Source organism: Halomonas denitrificans (assembly GCF_003056305.1).
Lineage (GTDB): Bacteria > Pseudomonadota > Gammaproteobacteria > Pseudomonadales > Halomonadaceae > Halomonas > Halomonas denitrificans.
The window spans coordinates 612,805-634,000 of sequence record NZ_PYVX01000001.1; the positions used below are offsets into that span (position 1 = coordinate 612,805).

Genomic DNA, 21,196 nt, shown 5'->3' on the forward strand with positions numbered 1-21,196 from the left:
GACAGGGGGCATTCAATGGACAGCCTCGGTTATGATGATGCATCGCGTGATTCTCGGCCTCCCGGGGCGGCAAGGCAATCACCGCCTGTCGCTCCGGGAGCACAGTTGACTTGCCGGACTGGCGTGATAGAAACGCCGTGTTCTTCCACAAGGTGCCCGACCATGATGTCTGCCCGAACACCCCTGTGCGCCGTGACGCTGCTGCTCGCGAGCCTCGGCGGCGCGGCCCAGGCCGCCGCCCCCTTGAGCGAGGGCGAGCGCCAGGCCATCGAGTCCCGCATCGCCGAGCTCGAGGCGGAGATGGGCGCGCTGCGCCAGCGCCTGCAGGCCGCCGAGGACACGCCGTCCGCCAGCGCCGCGCTCGCCGCCGATGACGGCGGGCAGGAGCTCGAGGAGGTCGTGGACGAGCGCCGCCAGCTCGAGCGCGCCTCGGCGAACAACCCCTACGCCATCACCACCCATCGGCGCAACTACTGGTTCCCGCTGAGTTACAACACCACGCCGAACGAGGGAGTCTTTCGCGACGTCAGCGACGGCAGCGAGGCCGACCGGGCGGAGATGAAGTTCCAGTTCAGCGTCAAGTTCAACCTGGTCGAGGACCTCTTCGGCGATGCCGGCGGCGACCTGCATTTCGGCTACACCCAGCGCAGCTGGTGGCAGGCCTACAACGCGGACGCCTCCTCGCCCTTCCGCGAGACCAACTACGAGCCCGAGGTGTTCGTCGACTTCGACAACGACACCTCGCTGCTGGGCTGGACCAACATCCATAACCGGCTGTCGCTCAACCACCAGTCCAACGGCCGCTCCGAGACGCTGTCGCGCAGCTGGAACCGACTGATCCTCGAGACCACCTTCATCCACGACGACTGGTCCCTGGTGCTGGCGCCCCACTGGCGCATCCCGGAATCCGAGAGCGAGGACGACAACCCCGACATCGACGAGTACCTCGGCTATGGCGACATCACCGTGGCCCGGCGCGTCAACGACGACAACGAGCTGAGCCTGCTGCTGCGGGGCAATGCCGCCGAGGGCCATGTGGGCACCCAGCTGGACTACTCCTGGCCGATGTTCGGCAGCATCCGCGGCCATCTGCAGTACTACTACGGCTATGGCGAGAGCCTGATCGACTACGACCAGCGCACCAACCGCCTGAGCCTGGGCTTCAGCCTCAACCCGCTGTTCTCCGCCGGCAGCGAGCGCTGAGCCGTCCGGGGTCGGATGCAGAGCCGTGCAACCTGCTGCTATGCTGACCGTGTCATTCACCGTCCAAGGAAGACCCGATGGCCAGTCAACAATCCCGCACCAGCGAGTCCACCCAGCAGCTCAAGGAAGACCTGCACCACCTTTCCCAGACCATCGAGGAGCTGGTCAGCGCCACCGCCGATGACTCCCGGAGCAATATCAAGGAACTGCGCGAGCGCGCAGAGAAGCGGCTGAAGGATACCCGCGGGCGCCTCGAGGCGCGCGGCGAGCGGCTCTACGGCGAGGCGCGCGACAACGTGACCCAGCAGGCCGACGCCTGCGACCGCTATGTCCACGACAACCCCTGGACCAGCATCGGCATCGGCGCCGCCGTGGGCGTGGTGGTCGGCATGCTGATCGGGCGGCGCTGATGGCGGCGAGCCAGGGACCGGCTCATCGGCTGTTCGGGGCGGGCAAGCGCCTGCTCGGCAGCCTGCTGGCGACCGGCGAGACGCGCCTGCGTCTCGCCGTGCTCGAGCTGGAGGAGGAGCGCGCGCGCCTGTTTGGCCTGCTGCTGCTGGCCGGTCTCAGTCTGATCCTGCTGCTGCTCGGCATCGGCGTGCTCACCGCCCTGGTGATCGTCGCCTTCTGGGAGACCCACCGCCTGGCCGCCATCGGCGCCAGTGCCGTGGTACTGCTCGGCGGCGGGCTGCTGCTGGCCCTGCGCGTGATGCACCTGGCCAGGCGTCGCACCCTGCTGGCCGGCACCCTGAGCCACCTGGCCACCGATCGCGAGCTGGTGGAGGCGAGCCGTGAACCGCGCTGAACGCCAGGCCCGCCGGGCCGAACTCGAGCATGCCATCGAACAGCAGCGCATCGACCTGCTGGTGGCCGCCCATCGCTGGCGCACGGCCGAACGCACGCTCGACCAGGGCTGGCGCTTCCTCGCGCGCCACAAGACCCCGCTGCTCGTGGCCGGCGGGCTGCTCGCCTATCGCGGACTGCGACACCCCGGCGGCGCGGCGCGCCTGGCGCGGCGGCTCACCACCGGTCTGCTGTTCGCCAAGAAGGCCCGCGACCTGCTGCGCTGAGCCACGCCGTCCCCCTGCACCGTGCCGAGGGCGGCCCTGCAGCGGCCGCCTCCCGGACGAGCCCCGTCCCCAGCCCCCAAGCTCCACGCAACCATGAAGGAGCCCGTCATGCCCCTTGCCATCAGCCTGCACCTGCTCGCCGCCGTGATCTGGGTCGGCGGCATGTTCTTCGCCTGGATGATCCTGCGCCGGGTCGCCGGGGAGCTGCTCGAGCCGCCCCAGCGGCTGACGCTCTGGTACCAGGTCTTCCAGCGCTTCTTTCCCTGGGTGTGGGCCAGCGTGGCGGTGCTGCTGGCGACGGGGCTGTGGATGCTCTTCGGCTACTTCGGCGGCATGGCGGGCGCCGGCCTGCACGTGCATCTGATGCTGGTCTCGGGTCTCGCCATGATGGCGATCTTCCTGCACGTCTGGTTCGCGCCCTTTCGCCGCCTGGGACGGGCCGTGGCCGATGAGGACTGGCCCACCGGCGGGCAGCAGCTGGCCCGTATCCGTCGTCTGATCGGCCTCAACCTGCTCCTGGGGCTGGCCACGATCGCCATCGCCGCCGGTGGCCGCTACCTGTAATCCGGCCCCGATGTGACTTTAAGGCCAGGTAACCTCGGCGCCAAATGACGCGGACACCAACGCAAAAAGGCAGGGCCAACGCCCTGCCTTTCTTCGTGCTGCCGCTGCCTGAATGGCAAGCGGGATCGCATCACTAGACGTAGAAATCCAGGTCTTCCTGGGCCTTGAGCAGATCCCGCATCTTGATCGGATCATCACCGAAGAAGAACACCAGCCCCCAGTGTGTGCCGAAGGCCGAGCGATCCGGCACCGTCTCCTCGGCGGGCGGCGTCAGTTCGTGGAAATCGAAATAGGGATGCTCGATGGTTTCCTTGGGCATCTCCAGCTTGCTGACGACGCGCCGACGCGGATAGACGCCGAAGCAGCCCGCATAGCCCTTGGCATCGACCACTTCACGCGGGAAGAAGTTGGCGACCTCCTCCTTGGTGCTCTTGGGATCGAAGACGAGCATCGATGCCTGATAGGCATTGAAGCCGTAGGCACGTTCGATGAGTTCGAAGGCCTTGAACCCCGGGGGTCGATACGCGACCTCGCCGAAGTACATCTCACCGTCGGCGGTCACGAAATACTCGGGATGGATCAGTCCGAACTGGATGTCGAACGTCTTGATCAGTTTCTCGATCTGCTTGGTAATGGCATTGCGCCAGCTCTCGAGCTCCTTGGTCGCGGGAACGAAGACCGAATAGCCGAGCGTCACGTATTCGGAGATGTTGAGGAACTGGATCTTGCCATCATGGATCCAGGCCTCGACGGCGAACTCCCAGCCATCCAGGTGGCTCTCCATGAGCAGCGGATACTCTTCATCCGGGATATGCTCGATCTCTTCCATCGTGCGGATCATGCGATGGCCGAGGCAGCCGGCCTTGTCGAAGGCCTTGACGTGAATCGGATCGTCGGGGTCGCCGTCGAGCTTGAGAAGCGTCTGATTGACGCGCTTCATGAAGCGAACGACGTCTTCCTTCTCGTGGGCCTCCTCGAAGATCCCCACGCGGATGCCGCCCAGCTGGGCACGGCGTTTCATCAGCGCCTTGTCGCGGAACAGGATCGACTGCCCGTACATGCGTGGGTTATCCAGCAGCACGGAGTTGATCGCGCCAGACCACTCCACGGTTTCCTCGAACAGCGGGATGGCGACATCGACACCCTCATCCTTGAGCCGCTGGGCGATCTCCATGGATCGATCGTTCAGGCGGATGAAATCCCACGGAATGAAGGGAATCTTGTTGGCCGTGCAGAAATCTTCGGCCCACTCGGGCGCAACGACCACGTAGCGGCGATCGAACTTCTGGGCCGCCTTGATGGCATTGACGCTCCAGCCGAGCAGGGCGATATACCCCTTGTTGGGATCCTTGGGCGTTTCCGTTCCGCGAACCGAGTCCATCGAAGGATCGGTCCAGGCTGCAACCTCCGGGGGCAGTTCAGTTACTGTTTCTGGCGTCGTCATTCGACATTCTCCTTGGGGTTGTACGGAAAGCTTGCACTCGGATTGGAGCGCGGGCTCGGGGAAGAGAGCCGCCGGAAGGCGTGGTTTTATTACATTCATGCCATCCAGCAAAGTGTGCGATGCAAATCAGAAAAAATCACAAATGCGTTCGTGAACCCTTAATTCCAATCGTATAAATCAGTGTAGCGGCTCTGCCATTGAATAGGAAATCGGGGCGATAGCCCTGAAACAGTTAGGTGACGAACGACCAGTCGTGTCCGTCCCGACCCGCTTAGCGGCCCGCTGCCCAGCTAGCTTGCGCCAGCCGCATGACGCCTTGCACCTCGCCTGCGGGCACCGAGGCAGGATCGCCCTTCTCCAGGGGGTCATAATGAAAGACGTAGAGCCGTGAGACGAACTCGGTCACGGGCAGTGATGCCTCACCATAAAGTTCGCCATGGCCCTGAGTTGATGTAATGATCCCCTGCCCCCAATTCTGGCCACTGTCGTTATTGGGATTGAAGAAATACACCCGCATGACGCCGACTGGGTCGAGAGCAAGTCGCTGAATCGTGATCGCATGCCAGCCGAGAAAGCGCGTGGCGCTGTCGGTCACGGCAATGCCCGCAGGCTGCGGATTGATGACCGGAATATTGCCATTGTAGTAAGGGTGATAAGCCGCATAGAAATCTCGGATGAACCCCTCGAAATCCTTCAGCCCGCCCGTAAAGACATCGACGGCAATGCGGAAGCCGTGGCCGACTTGCTCCCCATGGAACTCGGCATTGACCCACTTGTGAGGATCCTCTCCTCGACCGGCACTGCGACGTCCCATTTCGAAGTATATGCGGTCGAGGTGGGGGACCGTCAGCAGTGAGACAGCATCCACATCGACGGGAGGCTCGCTCGCCAGGCCGGCGCCGAGTTCCCGCGAGGAAATGTTCTCACCCTCGAAGCGCATCACGATCTCGTCATCGCGCGCGGACCAGGCGACGATGCGCAGCAGGTCGGCCGGCGCACCGTAGGCCCACATGGACAGCGCGCGCGTGGACTGGCAGGTAGGATAGTTGCCCTGCCCCACGCCAAGGGGGTGGCCGAGGACGTTGAGGACATCGGCCAGCAGGAAGCGCTCCGGAGCGAGACGGTTCCCGAAGACGCTGACGATCTTCTCTGCCGCGGCCTCGCACAGGGTCAATCGCACCTGCCGCCACAGCGACGGAGCCACCGGTGGCGCATAGAGAATGCCCCGCTCAAGCATCATGGCGAGGCCGTAGACCGCCTGACTGGTTTCGGCGAACACGGCTTCGTCGATCAGCGTATGGATCAATGCCGGGTAGCAGTGAAAGGCGTCGGCACCGGTGTAGCTGAGCCCCAGCGCCGTGGGAATCAAGGCATTCCAGCGGGTGCGCAGGTAACGAATGAACCCCGGCATGTAGGGCGAGACCAGGCCGGTGCCATGCATGGCCTGGGCGAAGGCAATGGCCTCCTTCAGCAGCGTCTCATCGTCCATGAGCGCCAGCCGCTCGGCATAGACGTCGAAACCGGGATCCTCGCGGCACCCTGCCGTGGGGCTGAAGACGGCATTGATCAGTCGCAGCGCATCGTCCCCGACCTCGCCGAGCGTCGCGTCCGGCTTGTTCAGGCAGGCGGCGATCTGGGTCACCATGTGCTTGACGCCGTCGACCTGGACCGGACGTTGCGCCAGCACCCGCCACACCTCGGCGACCAGATGTTCCAGCAGGTTTTCGTAGCCCAGGTGGTGCAGCAGATAGTGATAGAGCTGCTGGACGAGGACGCCCAGCCTCTCTGGCCGCAGGCGGTCGCCCTCCTGCAGGTCGCTGACCACGAGGTCGAGGTTCATCGCCATCACCTGAGCCAGGAAGTGATGGGCATGCTCGGCGGAGATGGAGGGGTGATGGAAGTCGCCGCTGGCCACCGCCAGCAGGCGGACCTGGCTCAGGCTCTCCACCAGGGTGGCGACCGGATCGCCATGCCGGACCGTGCGCACGGCGAGAGAAGGCACCAGCGTCTGGGGATAATCCCAGTCGCTGCCGCGAAAGAACCCGGCCGCCTCGAGCGCCGGCACCCTCTTGTAGACGAGATCGATCCCTTCGGGGTCGAGCATCAAGGCGCGTGCCGGTTCGAGGACCTCGAACACGGGCGAGACGCCCGCGACGCTATTGGCGGCGGCCAGCCGCTCGATGGCCGCGTCGAGTTGCTCAACGGCTGCGGCGATCGATGCAGGGTCGTCGTGGGGATGGGAATCGTGGGTGCGGGGGCTCATGCATCCACTGTCAATCCTATCCCGAGACATGTCAAACGCGTGGGGAGGCCCCTGAGCCAGGCGTTCGATGACCAGGAAATTGCCCCGACGGCGCGAACCCGCGGGGCTCACCGGCCCGTCAGACGCGGCAGCGCCGCCCAGGGATGGCGTGGGCGATGCCCGCTAGCGTGGCGACGCGGGGCTTCGCCATGAGGGGCGGCATGGGGGGATGTGGCTATCTCGGCAAGGCACTACAGCGCCATGCCGCAGGCCACGCCCGACGCCCAGGCCCACTGGAAGTTGTGGCCGCCCAGCTCGCCGGTGACGTCCAGCACCTCGCCGATGAAGCGCAGCTGGGGCAGGTCCGTGACCGCGAAGTCCTTCGAGGAGATCGCCCGCGTATCGACGCCGCCCAGGGTCACCTCGGCGGTGCGCCAGCCCTCGGTGCCGGCCGGCTTGACCCGCCAGTCGCCGAGGCGCTCGGCCCAGGCCGCCAGTCGGTCGTTGGAGTACTCGGCCAGCACCCCGTCATCGCCATGCCACTCGATCAGCGCCTGGGCGAGGCGCTTGGGCAGCCGCTCGCCAAGCCAGGTGGAGAGCCGGCGCCTGGGGGTCTCGCGGCGCGCCGCGGCCAGGGCCTCGAAGGCATCGAGGCCGGGCAGCAGGTCGATGGCGAGGGAGTCGCCCGGCTGCCAGACGCTGGAGATCTGCAGCATGGCGGGCCCCGACAGGCCGCGGTGGGTGAAGAGCATCGGCTCGCGGTAGCGCCGCCCGCGACAGCTCACCGCCACCTCGACGCTGACGCCGGCCAGGGCCTCGGCCCGCGCCTTCCACTGCGAGGTCAGGGTGAAGGGCACCAGGGCGGCCCGGGTCTCGGTGACCGCGAGGCCGAACTGCCGGGCCAGGTCGTAGCCGAACCCGGTGGCGCCCATGGTCGGGATGGAGAGCCCCCCGCTCGCCACCACCACGGCCCCGGCGTCGATGCGCCCCGCCGAGGTCGCGAGCCGCATGCCCACGCCGGCACGTTCCACGGCCTCGATCGAGGTCTTGAGGCGGATCTCGACGCCCGCCCAGTCGCACTCGGTCAGCAGCACCCGCAGGATCTCCTTCGCGGAGTCGGCGCAGAACAGCTGGCCCGGGGCCTTCTCCACGTACTCCACCCCGTGGCGGTCCACCAGCTCGACGAAGTGCTCGGGGCGGTAGCGCTTGAGGGCCGAGATGCAGAAGGCCGGATTGGCCGAATAGAAGTTGGCCGGCCCCGAGGCCAGGTTGGTGAAGTTGCAGCGTCCCCCGCCGGACATCAGGATCTTCTTGCCGGCCTTGTTGGCATGATCCACCACCAGTACTCGCCGTCCGGCATAGCCGGCGGTCAGCGCACACATCAGGCCGGCGGCGCCGGCGCCGATCACTACCACGTCATACGTCACGGCCTGGGTCTCCTGCAGGGCATCGAGTCGGGCCGCGCATTCTAGCAGCCCGCCGGCCCGGCGCCGACCACCGCCGGCGGGTGGCCATTTCTATACAAGGATTGTACATTGAGAAGATAGCGAGTCGCCTGTGCATTGCTTCCACACTCTGCTGCCACACTCGCCCCAAGCCGAGCGATCGGCTGTCACGGGCCCGACGGAACGGGCACCCGCTCATCGATCATCGACAAGAAGCCCGCCATGACCCCATCGCGAACACGCCTGACCCTGCTGATCGGCCTGGCCCTGCTGGTGCTCTCGCCGCTGCTGGCCGCCCAGCAGCCCACCGCGGTGATCGCCGCCCGCGCCAGCCTCGCCGCCTGGTCCGATCCGCTGGCGGCGCTGGGCACCCTGCGTGCCGACGAGAGCGTGACCCTCTCCGCCACCGTCACCGAGACCATCGTCGAGCTGACCTTCGAGGGCGGCGAGCGCGTCGAGGCCGGCGAGCTGCTGGTGCGCCTGGCCGACGACGAGCAGCGCGCCGACCTGCGGGTCGCCCAGGCGCTGCGCGACGAGCGCCGCAACGCCGTCAACCGGCTCGCCCAGCTGCAGAGCCGCAACCTGGCGCCGCGCGCCGACGTGGAGGACGCCCGGGCCCGGCTGCGCCAGGCCGAGGCGGAGATCCAGGCCCTGGAGGCCCGGCTCGCCGACACCCGCATCCAGGCGCCCTTCGGCGGCATCGTGGGCTTTCGCAACGTCAGCGTGGGCACCCTGGTGACCCCCGGGACCGAGCTCGTCACCCTCGACCGGCTCGACGTCATGAAGCTCGACTTCACCCTGCCCGAGCGGGCCCTCGGGCAGCTCTCGCCGGGCCTCGCGCTGACCGCGACCAGCGCGGCCCTGCCCCACACCCCGTTTCGCGGCGAGATCGCGAGCATCGGCACGCGCATCGACCCGGTCACCCGCAGCATCACGGTGCGCGCCGAGCTCGCCAACCCCGAGCTCGCGCTGCGCCCCGGCATGCTGATGCAGGTGCGCCTGGAGAGTGCGCCCCGGGAGGCGCTGGTGATTCCCGAGGCGGCGCTGATCCCCCAGGGGCAGCGCCAGTTCGTGCTGACCCTCCAGAGCGACGGGGAGGCCTACCGGGTCGAGGAGCGCCAGGTGCGCATCGGCGCGCGCCGCGAGGGCGAGGTGGAGATCCTCGAGGGACTCGCCGTGGATGACCTGGTGGTCGCCCACGGCACCGAGCGGGTCCGCGACGGCCAGCCGACCCGCCTGCTCGGCATCCTCGACGACGACACCACCGTGCCCCAGCTGCTGCGGCGCAGCCGCGACGGCGCCGAGGTGAACGGCTGATGCGCCTCTCCGACCTCTCCGTCCAGCGCCCGGTGCTGGCCGTGGTGATGGCCGCCCTGATCGTCGCCTTCGGCCTGCTGGCACTCGAGCGCCTGCCGCTCCAGGAGTACCCCGCCATCGATCCGCCGGTGGTCTCCATCGATACCCGCTACCCCGGCGCCTCGGCCAGCATCGTCGAGACCCGGGTCACCCAGGTGCTGGAGGATCGCATCGCCGGGGTGGCGGGCATCGAGGTGATCTCCTCCTCCAGCGAGGACGGCCGCTCCAGCATCAACGTGGAGTTCGGCCTGGACCTGGACATCGACGCCGCCGCCAACGACATCCGCGACCGCATCTCCGGGGCCCGGGGCAACCTGCCCGAGGAGGCCGACCCGCCCGAGGTGCAGAAGGCCGACTCGAGCTCCGAGGTGGTGATCTGGTTCTCGCTGAGCGGCGGCGGCTACGACGTGGCCGAGCTCACCGACTACGCCGACCGCTACCTGGTGGATCGCTTCTCGGTGCTGCCCGGCGTCGCCCAGGTGCGGGTCGGCGGCGGTCGCGAGTACGCCATGCGCGTCTGGCTCGATGCCGACGCCCTGGCGGCACGCGGCCTCACGGTGGGCGACGTCGAGGACGTCCTGCGCGACGAGAACGTCGAGCTGCCCGGCGGCGCCGTGGTCTCCGAGTCGCGCCAGTTCATCGTGCGGCTGCCGAGAAGCTTCGCCACCCCCGAGGACTTCCGCCGGCTGGCGCTGGACGAGGGCGCCGACGGCTACCTGGTGCGCCTGGGCGACGTGGCCCGGGTCGAGATCGGCGCCGTGGAGGAGCGTACCGTCTTTCGTGGCAACGGCGTGCCGATGGTGGGGCTGGGGCTGATGAAGCAGTCCACCGCCAACGTGCTGGAGATCTCCAAGGGCGCCCAGGCGGAGATGGACCGCCTGCAATCGACCCTGCCCGAGGGCATGGAGCTGTCACTGAACTTCGACGCCTCGGTGTTCGTCGACGGCGCCATCGGCCAGGTGGTGCAGACGCTGTTCATCGCCATGGGCCTGGTGGTGGTGGCGATCTTCCTGTTCCTCGGCAACCTGCGCACCACCTTGATCCCGGCGGTGACCGTGCCCATCGCCCTGGTCGGCACCTTCGCGGCGCTGGCGACGTTCGGCTTCACCATCAACCTGCTGACCCTGCTGGCCCTGGTGCTGGCCATCGGCCTGATCGTCGACGACGCCATCGTGGTGCTGGAGAACATCCACCGGCGCATGCAGGAACACGGCGAGACGCCGCTGGTGGCGGCCTTCCGGGGCACCCGCCAGATCGCCTTCGCGGTGATCGCCACCACCCTGGTGCTGGTGGCGGTGTTCGTGCCGCTGAGCTTCCTGCAGGGCGACATCGGCCGGCTGTTCTCGGAGTTCGCCCTCACCCTGGCCGCCGCGGTGGTCCTCTCGAGCCTGCTGGCGCTGACCCTGACGCCGATGATGGCCTCCAAGCTGCTCCGCGCCGACATGCACGAGGGCCGCCTGGCCCGCGCCGTGCAGTGGGGCCTGGAGCGCTCCCGCCGGGGCTATCGTCGGCTGCTCGAGCGGGTGCTGGGGCTGCGCCTGCTGGTGCTGGCGCTCTTTCTCGGCATCGTCGGCGCCATGGTGTGGCTCAACGGCGAGCTGCCCAACGAGTACACCCCCAAGGAGGATCGCGGCAACTTCTTCGTGCTGGTCAACGGCCCGCCCGGCGCCACCTACGACTACATGCTCGACTACATGAACGAGATCGAGACCCGCCTGCTGCCGATGACCGAGCAGGGCGAGGTGGAGCGCATCCTGGTGCGCGCGCCGCGGGGCTGGGGCAACATCGAGAACTTCAACAGCGGCTTCGTGATCGTCACCCTCGCCGACTGGGCCGAGCGCCGCTCGGCCTGGACGATCATGGACGAGATTCGCGGCCGCCTCGCCGGCCTGCCCGGCATCCGGGCCTTCCCGGTGATGCGCCAGGGTTTCGGCTCGCGGGTCGAGAAGCCGGTGCAGTTCGTGCTCGGCGGCGGCACCTATGAGCAGCTCGCCGAGTGGCGCGACACCCTGCTGGCCCACCTGCGCGAGCACAATCCGCGCCTGACCGGGCTCGACAGCGACTACGAGGAGAACCAGCCGCAGCTGCGCGTCGACATCGACTACACCCGTGCCGCCGCCCTGGGGGTGACAGTCAGCGAGATCGGCCGCACCCTGGAGACCCTGCTGGGCGGGCGCACCGTGACCCAGTACGTGGACGACGGCCAGGAGTACGACGTCATCCTCGAGGGCGTCCCCGGCAGCCGGCCGAGCCCCCGCTCCTTGGAGAGCCTCCGGGTGCGCTCCGACCGCTCCGGCGAGCTGATCCCCCTGGCGAGCCTGGTGACGCTCCACGACTTCGCCGGGCCCAGCACCCTGAACCGCTTCAACCGGGTCCGGGCGATCACCATCGAGGCCAACCTGGCGGACGGCTACCCGCTGGGCGAGGCGCTCGCCTACCTCGAGGCGACGGTGGACGAGATCCTGCCGCCCGCGGCCCAGACCGACGTCAAGGGCGCCTCGCGGGACTACCAGGAGGCCAGCGGCGCCACCGCTTTCCTGCTGGGGCTGGGCATCCTGGTGGTCTTCCTGGTGCTCGCCGGGCAGTTCGAGAGCTTCGTGCACCCCTTCGTGATCATGCTCACCGTGCCGCTGGCGATCTGCGGCGCCCTGCTGGGGCTCTATCTCACCGGGCAGTCGCTGAACATCTACAGTCAGGTGGGGCTGGTGATGCTGGTGGGACTGGCGGCCAAGAACGGCATCCTGATCGTGGAGTTCGCCAACCAGCTGCGCGATCGCGGCATGGCCTTCCACGAGGCGCTGGTGGAGGCCTCGGTGACCCGCCTGCGGCCCATCGTGATGACCGCGGTGACCACCATGGCGGGCGCCGTGCCGCTGATCGTCTCCAGCGGCGCCGGCGCGGAGACCCGCCTGGTGATCGGCACCGTCATCCTCTGCGGCCTGGCCGCGGCCACCCTCTTCACCCTCTTCGTGGTGCCGGTGGCCTACGACCTGCTGGCCCGGCGCACCGGCTCGCCCGGCGATGTTGCCCGGCGCCTGGCCGACGAGATGGGCGAGGAGCCCGCCGCCCACTGAGGAAAAGCGCTGCCGCCGGGACTCGGCGGCAGCGGTCGAGGCGTGGGGATCCGGTCAGCGACGCGTCGCCGGCGGGGGATGGCGGGAGTGGCATGAGTGGCGAGCGCTGCCCGCGCGGCTCAGCAGTCGCCGAGGCGCCGGCCCTCCACGGCGGTGGTCATGCTGAGCTCGCCCGCGGCGGAGTCGACCAGGATGTCGACGTTGCCCTCGACCCGCTCGCCGAGGAAGTCCATGCGGCCGACGATGCTCGCCTCTCCCCCCTCGGCCCGGCACACCATGCGGTAGTCCATGCCGTCGACCGTGACCTCGTGGTCGAGCAGCTCGCAGCCTTCCTCCTCCTCGATGAAACTGAACGACTCGTCCTCGAGGTCGCCCTGGGCGATGCACTCCCGGGTGGTCTCGGTCTGATCGGGAATCGGCAGGTCCCCGGCCACGGCGGTGGTGCTGGTGAACTCCCACTCCCCCGGCACGATATTGGGGGCAGCGGCGACGGCCGCGAGCGGCGTGGTCAGCAGCGGGGTGACCAGCAGCAGGCTGGCGAAGAGGGGACGGAACGACATGGAGGCTCTCCCTGAGGTGGATGATCTGCCAGGCCTTCGGCATCGCCCTCAGCATATCCCAATCGGGCACGACACGCCCCCGGCCGCCCGGATCGCCGACCTAGTCCCCGACCGCTCGCCGCCCCTGCGGGGCCCGACGGACACGCGCCTCGCCGAGCGCCAGCCAGGCGGTGAACGCGACCACCAGCCCGATCGGCCCCAGCATGGCCAGGTTGAGCGCGGTCCAGCCCAGCTGCTGTAGCAGGCTCCCCGACAGCAACGAGCCTGCCGCCACCAGCGAGAAGATGACCAGGTCGTTGATGCCCTGCACCTTGCCGCGTTCGGCCTCGCCATGGGTGCTGGCGAGCAGGGTGCTGCCGCCGATGAACAGGAAGTTCCAGCCGATGCCGAGCAGCAGCAGCGCCGCCCAGAAGTGCCCGAGCCCGGTACCGGCGGCCGCCAGCAGGCTCGAGGCGGCGAGGATCGCGGTGCCGACCAGCAGGATACGGGTCACGCCGACGCGGGCGATCAGGCCGCCGGTGACGAAGGAGGGCGCGAACATGCCGAGCACGTGCCACTGCATGACCAGCGCCACCTGCCCCATCTCGAACCCCCGAGCGCGCATGGCGAGCGGCGTGGCGGTCATCACCAGGCCCATGATGGCATAGCCGAGGGCCGCGGCGACCAGCGCGACCTTGAAGCGCGCCTGGGCGCCGATCTCGGCCATCGGCCTGGCAATCTCGCCGGGCGCGGGTTCGCCGCTGGCCGGCACCCGCAGGCCGCCGAGGACCAGCATCGCCAGCAGCGCCAGGCCGGCGACCATCAGGTAGGGTCCGCCATCCGGCACCGAGGCGATCCAGTCGTTGGTCAGGCTGGCGTTCCAGGGGCCGAGGAAGGCCGCCACCACGCCGCCGGCCAGCACCAGGGAGATCGCCCGGCTGCGAAAGGCCGGGCGGGTCACGTCGACCGCGGCGAAGCGGTAGTACATGGCGAAGCCCTGGTAGCCGCCCAGCAGCAGGTTGCCCAGGCAGAACAGCCAGAAGTGCGCGAGGGCGATGCCGGCGAAGGCCACCAGCCCGCCGAGCACGCCGCCGAGCGCCGCCCCGACCATGAAGCCACGCCGGCGCCCCACCCGCTTCATGTAGAGCGAGGCCGGCAGGGTCGCGATCAGGGTGCCGATCATCATCGTGGCGACGGGCAGCGTCGCCAGCCCCGGCGCGGGCGTCAGCCGGTGGCCCACCACCCCGCTCAGGGTCATCACGGTGATGGTGGCAACCATGTAGAGCGTCTGGCCCGCGACCAGGATGGCGACGTTGCGTTTCTCCAGGCGGCTGGCGGCCCTCATGACGACTCCTCGGCGACGATCGGTGACCTCGGCAAGCGTATCAGAAAGCGCACGGCGTCCGGACGCAAAAGGGGCACGCCGCCGGCGTGCCCCCGTCGATCGCCCGGCTCGGTGTCAGCGGGCCATGTCGACCACCACGCGCCCGCGGACCCGGCCGGCCAGCAGCTCGCTCGCCGTGTCGATCGCCTCGTCCAGCCCGATGGTGCGGGTGATGGCGTCGAGCTGTTCGGGCGCGAGCAGCTCGCCGAGCCGGCGCCAGGCCTCGACGCGATCGGCGTAGGGGCGCATCACGCTGTCGATGCCGCAAAGCGTCACGCCGCGCAGGATGAAGGGCGCGACGCTGGCCGGCAGGTCCATGCCCTGGGCCAACCCGCACGCCGCCACGGCGCCGCCGTAGCGGGTCGAAGCCAGCACGTTGGCCAGGGTGTGGCTACCCACCGAGTCGACCGCCCCCGCCCAGCGTTCCTTGGCCAGCGGACGACCAGGCTCGGAGAGCTCGGCGCGGTCGATCACCGACTCGGCGCCGAGCCCCTTGAGGTAGTCCGCCTCCTCGAGGCGACCGGTGGAGGCCACGACCCGGTAGCCGAGTCGAGCGAGCAGCGCGATGGCGTAGCTGCCCACGCCGCCGTTGGCGCCGGTCACCAGCACCTCGCCCTGCTCCGGCGTCACGCCTTGGCGCTCCAGCGCCATCACCGAGAGCATGGCGGTGTAGCCGGCGGTGCCGATGGCCATGGCCTGGTGGGCCGTGAAGGCCGCGGGCTGGGGAATCAGCCAGCGGCTGTCCAGCCGCGCCTTCTCGGCCAGGCCCCCCCAGTGCTTCTCGCCCACGCCCCAGCCGTTGAGCAGCACGGCGTCGCCCGCCTGGTAGGCATCAGCCGTGGAGTGCTCGACCGTGCCCGCCAGGTCGATCCCCGGCACCATGGGGAACTGGCGCACCACCGGCCCCTTGCCGGTGATCGCCAGGGCATCCTTGTAGTTGAGGGTGCTGCAGTCGACCCGCACCGTGACGTCGCCCTCCGGCAGGCGGGCCTCGTCCAGCGTCTCCACCGCGACCCGCTGCCCGTCGTCGTTATTGTCGATCAGAATGGCCTTGAACATCGTGCACCTCGTGTTGTTGAACACTTATAGACCGAGCGTCTATCGAATGGCATGAAGCGACGCCCCTAGCGGGGCAGCCCCTCCATGTACGTGGTGATAAAGACCTCCAGGGGCCGCGCCCGGCGCTCGAGTCGCGCCCGCATCACGGCCCCCTCCCAGCCGATCCAGAAGGCCTCGGCGAGCCGCTCGACGTCGGCGTGCTCGGCGAGTTCGCCGGTCGCCTGCGCCTCCTCGAGACAGCGCGCCAGGCGCCGCTGCCAGTCGTCGAGGGTCGCCCGCAGCCAGTCGCGATACCCCTCCGGCAGGCCGCCGGCCTCCTGACCGAGGTTGCCGACCAGGCAGCCGCGGCGGAAGTCGTGGCGGGCCATGCCGTCGCGGGCATCGGCGACGAAGGCCTCGATACGCGACAGCGGCGGACGCGACGCGTCCTCCAGGTGACGCTCCAGCTTCTTCGCGAAGTAGGCGCCGTAGTGCTCCATCACGGCACGCCCGAACGCCTCCTTGCTGTCGAAGTAGTAGTAGAACGAGCCCTTGGGCACGCCGACGCGCTTGAGGATGCCGTCGATGCCCGAGGCGGTGAAGCCCTGTTCGGTCAGCACCTCGGTGCCGCTGCGGATCAGCGCCGCCCGGGTATCCGGGTCATCGCGGGGCACCCTGGGGGGCCGGCCGCGGCGGGGTTTGGTGGTCGCGTTGGTCATGACAATCAATATAGACCGAGCGTCTATAAAATCAAGCCGACGATGAACGATTCATCGATCGCGCCCTCTCCCGTCCGCCTTCCCTCCCCCACACACGAAAGCGACCAGTCGACGAATGCCGACTGGCCGCTTCTCGTTGGTGGTTCGAACCTATCGGGGGTCCGGGCCGCGGGCCGTCGCCCGGGCGATCAGGTGCCGAGGCCGGCGACCATCACCACGCCGAGCACCACGACAAGCAGGAAGAGGGTCTCCAGGGCCATCAGGATCACCGGCTTCCAGCCCACCACCGCGAGCTTCTGGAAGGAGGTCTTGATGCCGAGGGCGGCGATGGCGGTGACCAGGCACCAGCGGGAGAGGGTCGACATCCCCTCGTTCACCGCCTCGGGAATCAGCCCCAGGCTGTTGACCAGCACCAGTACCACGAAGCCCACCAAAAAGCCCGGCAGCATCGGCACCTTGGCCGCCGCCCCCTCCTCTCGGCGCGAGGCCCGGAACAGCCACATGAAGACCATCACCGCCGGCACCAGCATCGCCACCCGCACCAGCTTGACCAGGGTCGAGATGTCGCCGGTCTCCTCCGAGATCATGTAGCCGGCGCCCACCACCTGGGCCACGTCGTGGATGGTGCCGCCGAGGAAGATCCCCGCCTGGCCGTTGGCGAGCTCCAGGGCCCCGGCGATCAGCGGGTAGATCACCATCGCCATGGTCGAGAGCGTGGTCACCCCGACCACGGTGAGGATGGTGTTGCGCTCGTGGTTGTCGTGGCGCGGCATCACCGCCGACAGGGCGAGCGCCGCCGAGGCGCCGCAGATGGCGACGGCGCCGCCGGTCAGAAGCCCCAGGTCGCGCTCCAGGCCGAGCACCCGGGCCAGCACCGAGCCCATGGCGATGACCAGCGCCACGGCCGCCACCACGGTCAGCACGGGGCCGATCCCCAGGTCGCCGACCTGGGCGAGGGTCATGCGCGCCCCCAGCAGGGCCACGCCGAGGCGCAGCACGGTGCGCGCGGCGAACTCGATGCCCTCGCGGCAGCGCCCCTCCTCGCTCAGGAAGTGCAGCGACATGCCGAACAGCAGGGCGTAGAGCAGCGTCGGGCCCCCGTAGTGGTCGGCGATGAAGGTGGTGGCCAGCGCGATGGTGACGCACACCAGCAGGCCGCGGCCGATGGGCCGAGCCCTGCCGACCCGCTCGGCGAGTGGCGTATCGAAGAGCGTGGTTTTCATGTCGCGAGTCTCCTGAAGCCGCCCGACGGACGCGCGTCGCCCCTCCCCGCCGCAGTGGGCGGGGACGACACGGCCCGGCGAAGCGGGAAAACGGGGCCCGAGCCCCGCTCGGACCGGATGGTCGGGACGGCCGGGCGTGATGGCCCGGCCGTCGACGCCCGGTCATGACGACCCGGGCGAAACGATCAGGGCGTGACGGCCTCGACGCCCTCGGCGGCGGTCACCACCTGTTCGGCCAGCACCCGGACGCTGTCCACGACCGGCAGCGAGCCGTCGAGTGCGTCGTCGATGACCGAGAGCTCGGTGCAGGCCAGCACCAGCACGTCCGCCCCGCGCGCCTTGAGGTCGTCGGCGGCCCGGGCGAAGGCCGCCAGGGTGTCGGGGTGACGCCCCTCCCCGCGCTTGACGGCGCGGATCACCTCGAGCACCGCGGCCTCGTCCTCGGGGTAGACCAGCGACAGGCCGCGCGCCTCGACGAAGCCCTCGTAGAGGCCGATCTTGCGCAGCGCCGGCGAGCAGAGCAGGCCGACCCGCGCCCCGGGGACGGTGCGGGCGACGCTGTCCAGGGTCCGCTCGACGATGTGCCAGACCGGGATGTCGACGGCGTCCTGGGCATCCTGCCAGTAGTAGTGGGCGGTGTTGCACGGCATCACCAGGAAGGCGGCGCCGGCCCGCTCGAGGCGCCGCGCCATCTCGGCGATCGCCGGCCCCGGGTTCTCGCCGTCGCCGTCGATCAGCGCCTTGATCCGCGACGGCACCTTGGGGTTGTTGTCCACCAGCAGGTGCACGTGGTCGATGTCGTCCTCGGCGGGCGTGGCGTCGATCACCCGCTGCATGAAGGTCACGGTGGCATCGGGCCCCATGCCCCCCAGCACGCCGACCATGGTGTGCGGGTCGCGGGGGGAGGACGGGCGGTCGCGGTCGTGCATCGTCATCGTTTGCCTCTTATGGGGGATCAGAAGCCCAGCACCGTGGGCAGCCACAGGGTGATCTGGGGGAAGAACGCCAGGATGAGGTCGATCACCACCATGGAGCCGACCAGCGGAATGGCGCGCACCGAGATGCGCTCGATGGAGACGTTGGCGATGCTCGAGCTGATGAACATGTTCTCCCCGAGCGGCGGCGTGGAGAAGCCGATGCCGAGGCTCACCACCAGCACGATCCCGAAGTGGATCGGATCGACGCCCAGCTCCACCATCACCGGCAGCAGCACCGGGGTGACGATCATGATGGTCGCGAGGATCTCGATGAACATGCCGACGATCAGCAGGAAGCCGATCACCAGGATCCAGACCAGCCACAGGCTGTCGGTGATCTCGAGGATGCCCTGGGCGATCATCGCCGGGATGTGGTTCTCGACCAGGATGCGGCCGAAGGCGGTGGCGGTGAACATGATGATCAGCACCCGTCCGGTCAGCCAGGTGGTGCTCTGGAAGGCCTCGTTGAGGCCGCGCAGCGACGACTCCTTGTGGATGAAGATGCCGACGAACAGGGCGTAGAAGATGGAGACCACCGCGGCCTCGGTGGGCGTGAACATCCCGGAGTAGATGCCGCCGAGGATCACCACCGGCGCCATGATCGACCAGAAGCCGTCCTTCAGGACCTTGAAGATGCGCTTCTTGTCGTAGCCCGTGCCCTCGGTCTGGTAGCCGTTGCGCTTGGCGGTGATGTAGTTGGCCACGATCAGGCCCACGCCGAGCATGATGCCGGGAAAGACCCCGGCCATGAACAGCGCCGAGATGGACTCGTTGGCGGTCACGCCGTAGATCACCAGCGGCATGCTGGGCGGGATCACCACCCCGAGCCCGCCGGCGGTGGCGGTGATCGCCGCCGGGTAGCTGCGCCCGTAGCCGCGCTCGATCATCGCCGGTATCACCAGCATGCCCACCGCGGCGGTGGTCGCCGGCCCCGAGCCCGAGATCGCGCCGAAGAACATGCAGGCCATCACCGCGGCGGCACCCAGGCCGCCGGCGGCGGGCCCGGCCAGCTCCTCGGCGATATGGATCAGGCGCCGGGCGATGCCGGCGTCGCCCATCAGGGCGCCGGCCAGGATGAACGAGGGCAGCGCCATGAGCGGAAACGAGTTGATGGCGGAAAAGGCCAGCTCGATCAGCGAGCTGAGATCATCGCCGCTGAGGACGTAGACCGCCATGGAGGCGACCCCGAGGGCCACCACGATGGGCGCACCGAGAAACAGCAGCGCCCCGAACATGGAAAAAAGAACCGTTGCGGCCATCAGGCTTACCCCTTGCCGTTAGAAGAGGAGTCGCCGGTGGTGTTGGACTCCCCCTCGGTAATCTTGCTGACTTCCTGCTGCTCCACGTCGCCGGGTTCGATGCCCTTGACCAGCTTCAGGTACTGCACCTGCAGCACGCGAAAGGCCATCAGCACGAAGGCGATGGGGAACACGAAATAGACGTAGGCCAGCGACCAGCCCAGGGCCGGCGAGTCGTAGGGAAACTCCAGCAGCAGCCCGATCAGGTCCAGGCTCTTCCAGGCCAGCACCAGGCAGAAGCCCACCCAGACCAGGTCGACCAGCAGCAGCAGGGTGTTGGCGACGCGCCTGGGCATCATCTTGATGTGGGTCTGCAGGCGGTTATGGGCCCCCAGGTGGGCCGCATGGGCCGCCCCCAGGAACACGAACCAGACGAACGCGTAGCGCGCCAGTTCCTCGATCCAGGCCATGCCGATGCCCAGCGTCACGCGCATCACCACCTGCGCGAACAGCAGCACGACGAACAACCCGAGCAGGAAGCGGCAGGCGTAATCCTCGATATGATTGAGCTTGTCTAACACGTAAGCCTCCTTCCCCGGTGGGAGTGCGAGAAGCGTCGAGGGCCGGGCGACGCGGCGTCGCCCGGCCCGACCTCACTCAGTGCCCCAGGGCCTTCTGCATTTCCTCGAAGGCTTCCTGCCCGCCGATCTCGTCATAGAACTCCGGCCAGACCTGCTCCTTGGCGATGCGTACCCACTCTTCCTCGTCCTCGAGGGTCGAGACCTCGACCCCTTCGGCCTCCATGCCGGCGCGGGCCTTGGAGGCCTCGGTCAGCTGGAACTGCAGCGCGTAGAGCTGCGCCTCGAGGCCGGCCCGATCGATGATCTCGCGCTCCTCGTCGGAGAGCTTCTCGTAGGTCCGCACGCCCATCACGATGGGCTGCAGGGAGTACTGGTAGTGGATCTCGGTGAGGTAGTCCTGCACCTCCTGGAACTTCATCGTGTAGTTGACGATGTAGGGGTTGTCCTGACCGTCGATCACGCCCTGCTGCAGGCCGGTGAAGACCTCCGGCCAGGACATGCTGATCGGGCTGGCGCCCCAGGCCTCGTAGGTGGCGAGCATCAGCTCGTTCTGCGGCACCCGCACCTTGAGCCCCTCGATGTCCTCGAGGGTGGTCACCGGGCGCTGGGAGTTGGTCAGGTAGCGGAAGTTGGAATAGAGCCAGCTGACGATGTGCACGCCGGCTTCCTCTTCGGCGATGGCGTTCCAGCGATCCGCCAGCGGGCCGGTGGTGGCCTTGACCGCGTCGGCGTGGCTGCGGATCGCGTAGGGCATGGTCAGGGCGCCGAGGCGCGGCGCATACGGCGTCAGGTTGCCCACGCCCACCAGGGCGAAGTCGAGCTTGCCGATGCGGGTGTCCTGGATCATGCCGGTCTCGGAGCCGAGCTGGCCGCCGGGGAACAGCTCGACCTGCATCTCGCCGCCGGAGAGCGACTCGACCAGCTCCTCGAAGCGCTGCGCCAGGGCCCCCTGGTCGGAATCCATGGGATCGCCCATGCCGACCTTGAAGGTCTCGGCCTGGACGGCCTGGGTGGTCAGCGTGGCCAGCACGGCGGAAGCCAAGAGAGTTTTCTTGAACATTGTTGTCACTCCATTCTTCATCGGGTGGGTGCTGCTACT

Annotated in this window: 19 protein-coding genes; 7 read left to right on the forward strand and 12 right to left on the reverse strand. The window is 68.5% G+C overall.

The genetic code is table 11. From position 1 onward, the window contains the following. Positions 1–162: 162 nt before the first annotated feature. The 5 genes from C9F13_RS02730 (at position 163) to C9F13_RS02750 (ending at position 2,837) form a co-directional block, all read left to right on the forward strand. On the forward strand, positions 163–1,203 hold the full coding sequence (locus C9F13_RS02730) for a phospholipase A (protein WP_245888686.1): 1,041 nt from the start codon (positions 163–165) through the stop codon (positions 1,201–1,203). A gap of 77 nt (positions 1,204–1,280) precedes the next feature. Beyond that, entirely contained in the window at positions 1,281–1,613 is a 333-nt protein-coding gene (locus C9F13_RS02735; RefSeq protein ID WP_108444696.1) for an ElaB/YgaM/YqjD family protein, read from the forward strand. Continuing rightward, positions 1,613–2,008 (forward strand): phage holin family protein, encoded by a 396-nt coding sequence (locus C9F13_RS02740; RefSeq protein ID WP_108444697.1) that lies wholly within the window; start codon positions 1,613–1,615, stop codon positions 2,006–2,008. The genes C9F13_RS02735 and C9F13_RS02740 overlap by 1 nt, the downstream gene beginning before the upstream one ends. After that, a complete protein-coding gene (locus C9F13_RS02745; RefSeq protein WP_245888687.1) occupies positions 1,995–2,273 on the forward strand; it encodes a YqjK family protein in 279 nt (92 codons plus the stop codon). The genes C9F13_RS02740 and C9F13_RS02745 overlap by 14 nt, the downstream gene beginning before the upstream one ends. 108 nt (positions 2,274–2,381) lie before the next feature. Beyond that, positions 2,382–2,837: a CopD family protein gene (locus tag C9F13_RS02750; protein ID WP_108444699.1), complete on the forward strand. Its 456-nt coding sequence runs from the start codon at positions 2,382–2,384 to the stop codon at positions 2,835–2,837. Positions 2,838–2,970: 133 nt separating this feature from the next. Here the strand turns inward: C9F13_RS02750 and C9F13_RS02755 are convergent, their stop codons facing one another. The 3 genes from C9F13_RS02755 to C9F13_RS02765 all read right to left on the reverse strand — a co-directional run bounded on the left by C9F13_RS02755 (position 2,971) and on the right by C9F13_RS02765 (position 7,950). After that, positions 2,971–4,218, reverse strand: coding sequence for an ATP-grasp domain-containing protein (locus C9F13_RS02755; protein ID WP_108444700.1), 1,248 nt, complete (start codon positions 4,216–4,218; stop codon positions 2,971–2,973). Between the two features lie 334 nt (positions 4,219–4,552). Next, entirely contained in the window at positions 4,553–6,544 is a 1,992-nt protein-coding gene (locus C9F13_RS02760) for a hypothetical protein (protein ID WP_108444701.1), read from the reverse strand. A 230-nt stretch (positions 6,545–6,774) separates the two neighbouring features. Continuing rightward, complete coding sequence (locus C9F13_RS02765) at positions 6,775–7,950, reverse strand: BaiN/RdsA family NAD(P)/FAD-dependent oxidoreductase (RefSeq protein ID WP_108444702.1); 1,176 nt, start codon at positions 7,948–7,950, stop codon at positions 6,775–6,777. Positions 7,951–8,190: 240 nt separating this feature from the next. On the opposite strand from C9F13_RS02765, the gene C9F13_RS02770 reads away from it, so the two are divergent. Next, positions 8,191–9,285 (forward strand): efflux RND transporter periplasmic adaptor subunit, encoded by a 1,095-nt coding sequence (locus C9F13_RS02770; protein WP_108444703.1) that lies wholly within the window; start codon positions 8,191–8,193, stop codon positions 9,283–9,285. After that, entirely contained in the window at positions 9,285–12,398 is a 3,114-nt protein-coding gene (locus tag C9F13_RS02775; RefSeq protein ID WP_108444704.1) for an efflux RND transporter permease subunit, read from the forward strand. Before C9F13_RS02770 ends, C9F13_RS02775 begins: the two co-directional genes overlap by 1 nt. 119 nt (positions 12,399–12,517) lie before the next feature. On the opposite strand, the gene C9F13_RS02780 is transcribed toward C9F13_RS02775, so the two are convergent. The 9 genes from C9F13_RS02780 to C9F13_RS02820 form a co-directional block, all read right to left on the reverse strand. Beyond that, positions 12,518–12,958 carry a DUF3617 domain-containing protein gene (locus C9F13_RS02780; protein ID WP_108444705.1) on the reverse strand — a complete coding sequence of 147 codons (441 nt, stop codon included), beginning with the start codon at positions 12,956–12,958 and terminating at the stop codon, positions 12,518–12,520. Positions 12,959–13,058: 100 nt separating this feature from the next. Further along, positions 13,059–14,282, reverse strand: a complete 1,224-nt coding sequence (locus C9F13_RS02785) for an MFS transporter (RefSeq protein ID WP_108444706.1) — start codon at positions 14,280–14,282, stop codon at positions 13,059–13,061. A gap of 114 nt (positions 14,283–14,396) precedes the next feature. Further along, positions 14,397–15,380: an acrylyl-CoA reductase (NADPH) gene (acuI, locus tag C9F13_RS02790; RefSeq protein WP_108444707.1), complete on the reverse strand. Its 984-nt coding sequence runs from the start codon at positions 15,378–15,380 to the stop codon at positions 14,397–14,399. A gap of 65 nt (positions 15,381–15,445) precedes the next feature. Continuing rightward, the gene (gene acuR, locus C9F13_RS02795; RefSeq protein WP_108444708.1) at positions 15,446–16,078 is read right to left on the reverse strand and encodes an acrylate utilization transcriptional regulator AcuR; all 633 of its coding nucleotides are present in this window, start codon (positions 16,076–16,078) and stop codon (positions 15,446–15,448) included. A 188-nt stretch (positions 16,079–16,266) separates the two neighbouring features. Continuing rightward, positions 16,267–17,301 (reverse strand): YeiH family protein, encoded by a 1,035-nt coding sequence (locus C9F13_RS02800; protein ID WP_108444709.1) that lies wholly within the window; start codon positions 17,299–17,301, stop codon positions 16,267–16,269. 185 nt (positions 17,302–17,486) lie between these two features. Further along, the gene (cuyB, locus tag C9F13_RS02805; protein WP_211310885.1) at positions 17,487–18,236 is read right to left on the reverse strand and encodes a cysteate racemase; all 750 of its coding nucleotides are present in this window, start codon (positions 18,234–18,236) and stop codon (positions 17,487–17,489) included. 20 nt (positions 18,237–18,256) lie between these two features. Continuing rightward, positions 18,257–19,537 (reverse strand): TRAP transporter large permease, encoded by a 1,281-nt coding sequence (locus tag C9F13_RS02810; RefSeq protein WP_108444710.1) that lies wholly within the window; start codon positions 19,535–19,537, stop codon positions 18,257–18,259. A 5-nt stretch (positions 19,538–19,542) separates the two neighbouring features. Then, positions 19,543–20,097: a TRAP transporter small permease gene (locus tag C9F13_RS02815; RefSeq protein WP_211310886.1), complete on the reverse strand. Its 555-nt coding sequence runs from the start codon at positions 20,095–20,097 to the stop codon at positions 19,543–19,545. 76 nt (positions 20,098–20,173) lie between these two features. Continuing rightward, positions 20,174–21,157, reverse strand: coding sequence for a TRAP transporter substrate-binding protein (locus C9F13_RS02820; protein WP_108444711.1), 984 nt, complete (start codon positions 21,155–21,157; stop codon positions 20,174–20,176). Between the last annotated feature and the right edge of the window lie 39 nt (positions 21,158–21,196).

Excerpts from the sequence above, each read along its gene's own strand:
- C9F13_RS02730 (WP_245888686.1), top strand. The coding sequence starts at position 163 with ATGATGTCTGCCCGAACACCCCTGTGCGCCGTGACGCTGCTGCTCGCG.
- C9F13_RS02735 (WP_108444696.1), top strand. The coding sequence starts at position 1,281 with ATGGCCAGTCAACAATCCCGCACCAGCGAGTCCACCCAGCAGCTCAAG.
- C9F13_RS02740 (WP_108444697.1), top strand. The coding sequence starts at position 1,613 with ATGGCGGCGAGCCAGGGACCGGCTCATCGGCTGTTCGGGGCGGGCAAG.
- C9F13_RS02750 (WP_108444699.1), top strand. The coding sequence starts at position 2,382 with ATGCCCCTTGCCATCAGCCTGCACCTGCTCGCCGCCGTGATCTGGGTC.
- C9F13_RS02755 (WP_108444700.1), bottom strand. The coding sequence starts at position 4,218 with ATGGACTCGGTTCGCGGAACGGAAACGCCCAAGGATCCCAACAAGGGG.
- C9F13_RS02760 (WP_108444701.1), bottom strand. The coding sequence starts at position 6,544 with ATGAGCCCCCGCACCCACGATTCCCATCCCCACGACGACCCTGCATCG.
- C9F13_RS02770 (WP_108444703.1), top strand. The coding sequence starts at position 8,191 with ATGACCCCATCGCGAACACGCCTGACCCTGCTGATCGGCCTGGCCCTG.
- C9F13_RS02775 (WP_108444704.1), top strand. The coding sequence starts at position 9,285 with ATGCGCCTCTCCGACCTCTCCGTCCAGCGCCCGGTGCTGGCCGTGGTG.
- C9F13_RS02780 (WP_108444705.1), bottom strand. The coding sequence starts at position 12,958 with ATGTCGTTCCGTCCCCTCTTCGCCAGCCTGCTGCTGGTCACCCCGCTG.
- C9F13_RS02785 (WP_108444706.1), bottom strand. The coding sequence starts at position 14,282 with ATGAGGGCCGCCAGCCGCCTGGAGAAACGCAACGTCGCCATCCTGGTC.
- acuI (WP_108444707.1), bottom strand. The coding sequence starts at position 15,380 with ATGTTCAAGGCCATTCTGATCGACAATAACGACGACGGGCAGCGGGTC.
- acuR (WP_108444708.1), bottom strand. The coding sequence starts at position 16,078 with ATGACCAACGCGACCACCAAACCCCGCCGCGGCCGGCCCCCCAGGGTG.
- C9F13_RS02800 (WP_108444709.1), bottom strand. The coding sequence starts at position 17,301 with ATGAAAACCACGCTCTTCGATACGCCACTCGCCGAGCGGGTCGGCAGG.
- cuyB (WP_211310885.1), bottom strand. The coding sequence starts at position 18,236 with ATGACGATGCACGACCGCGACCGCCCGTCCTCCCCCCGCGACCCGCAC.
- C9F13_RS02810 (WP_108444710.1), bottom strand. The coding sequence starts at position 19,537 with ATGGCCGCAACGGTTCTTTTTTCCATGTTCGGGGCGCTGCTGTTTCTC.
- C9F13_RS02820 (WP_108444711.1), bottom strand. The coding sequence starts at position 21,157 with ATGTTCAAGAAAACTCTCTTGGCTTCCGCCGTGCTGGCCACGCTGACC.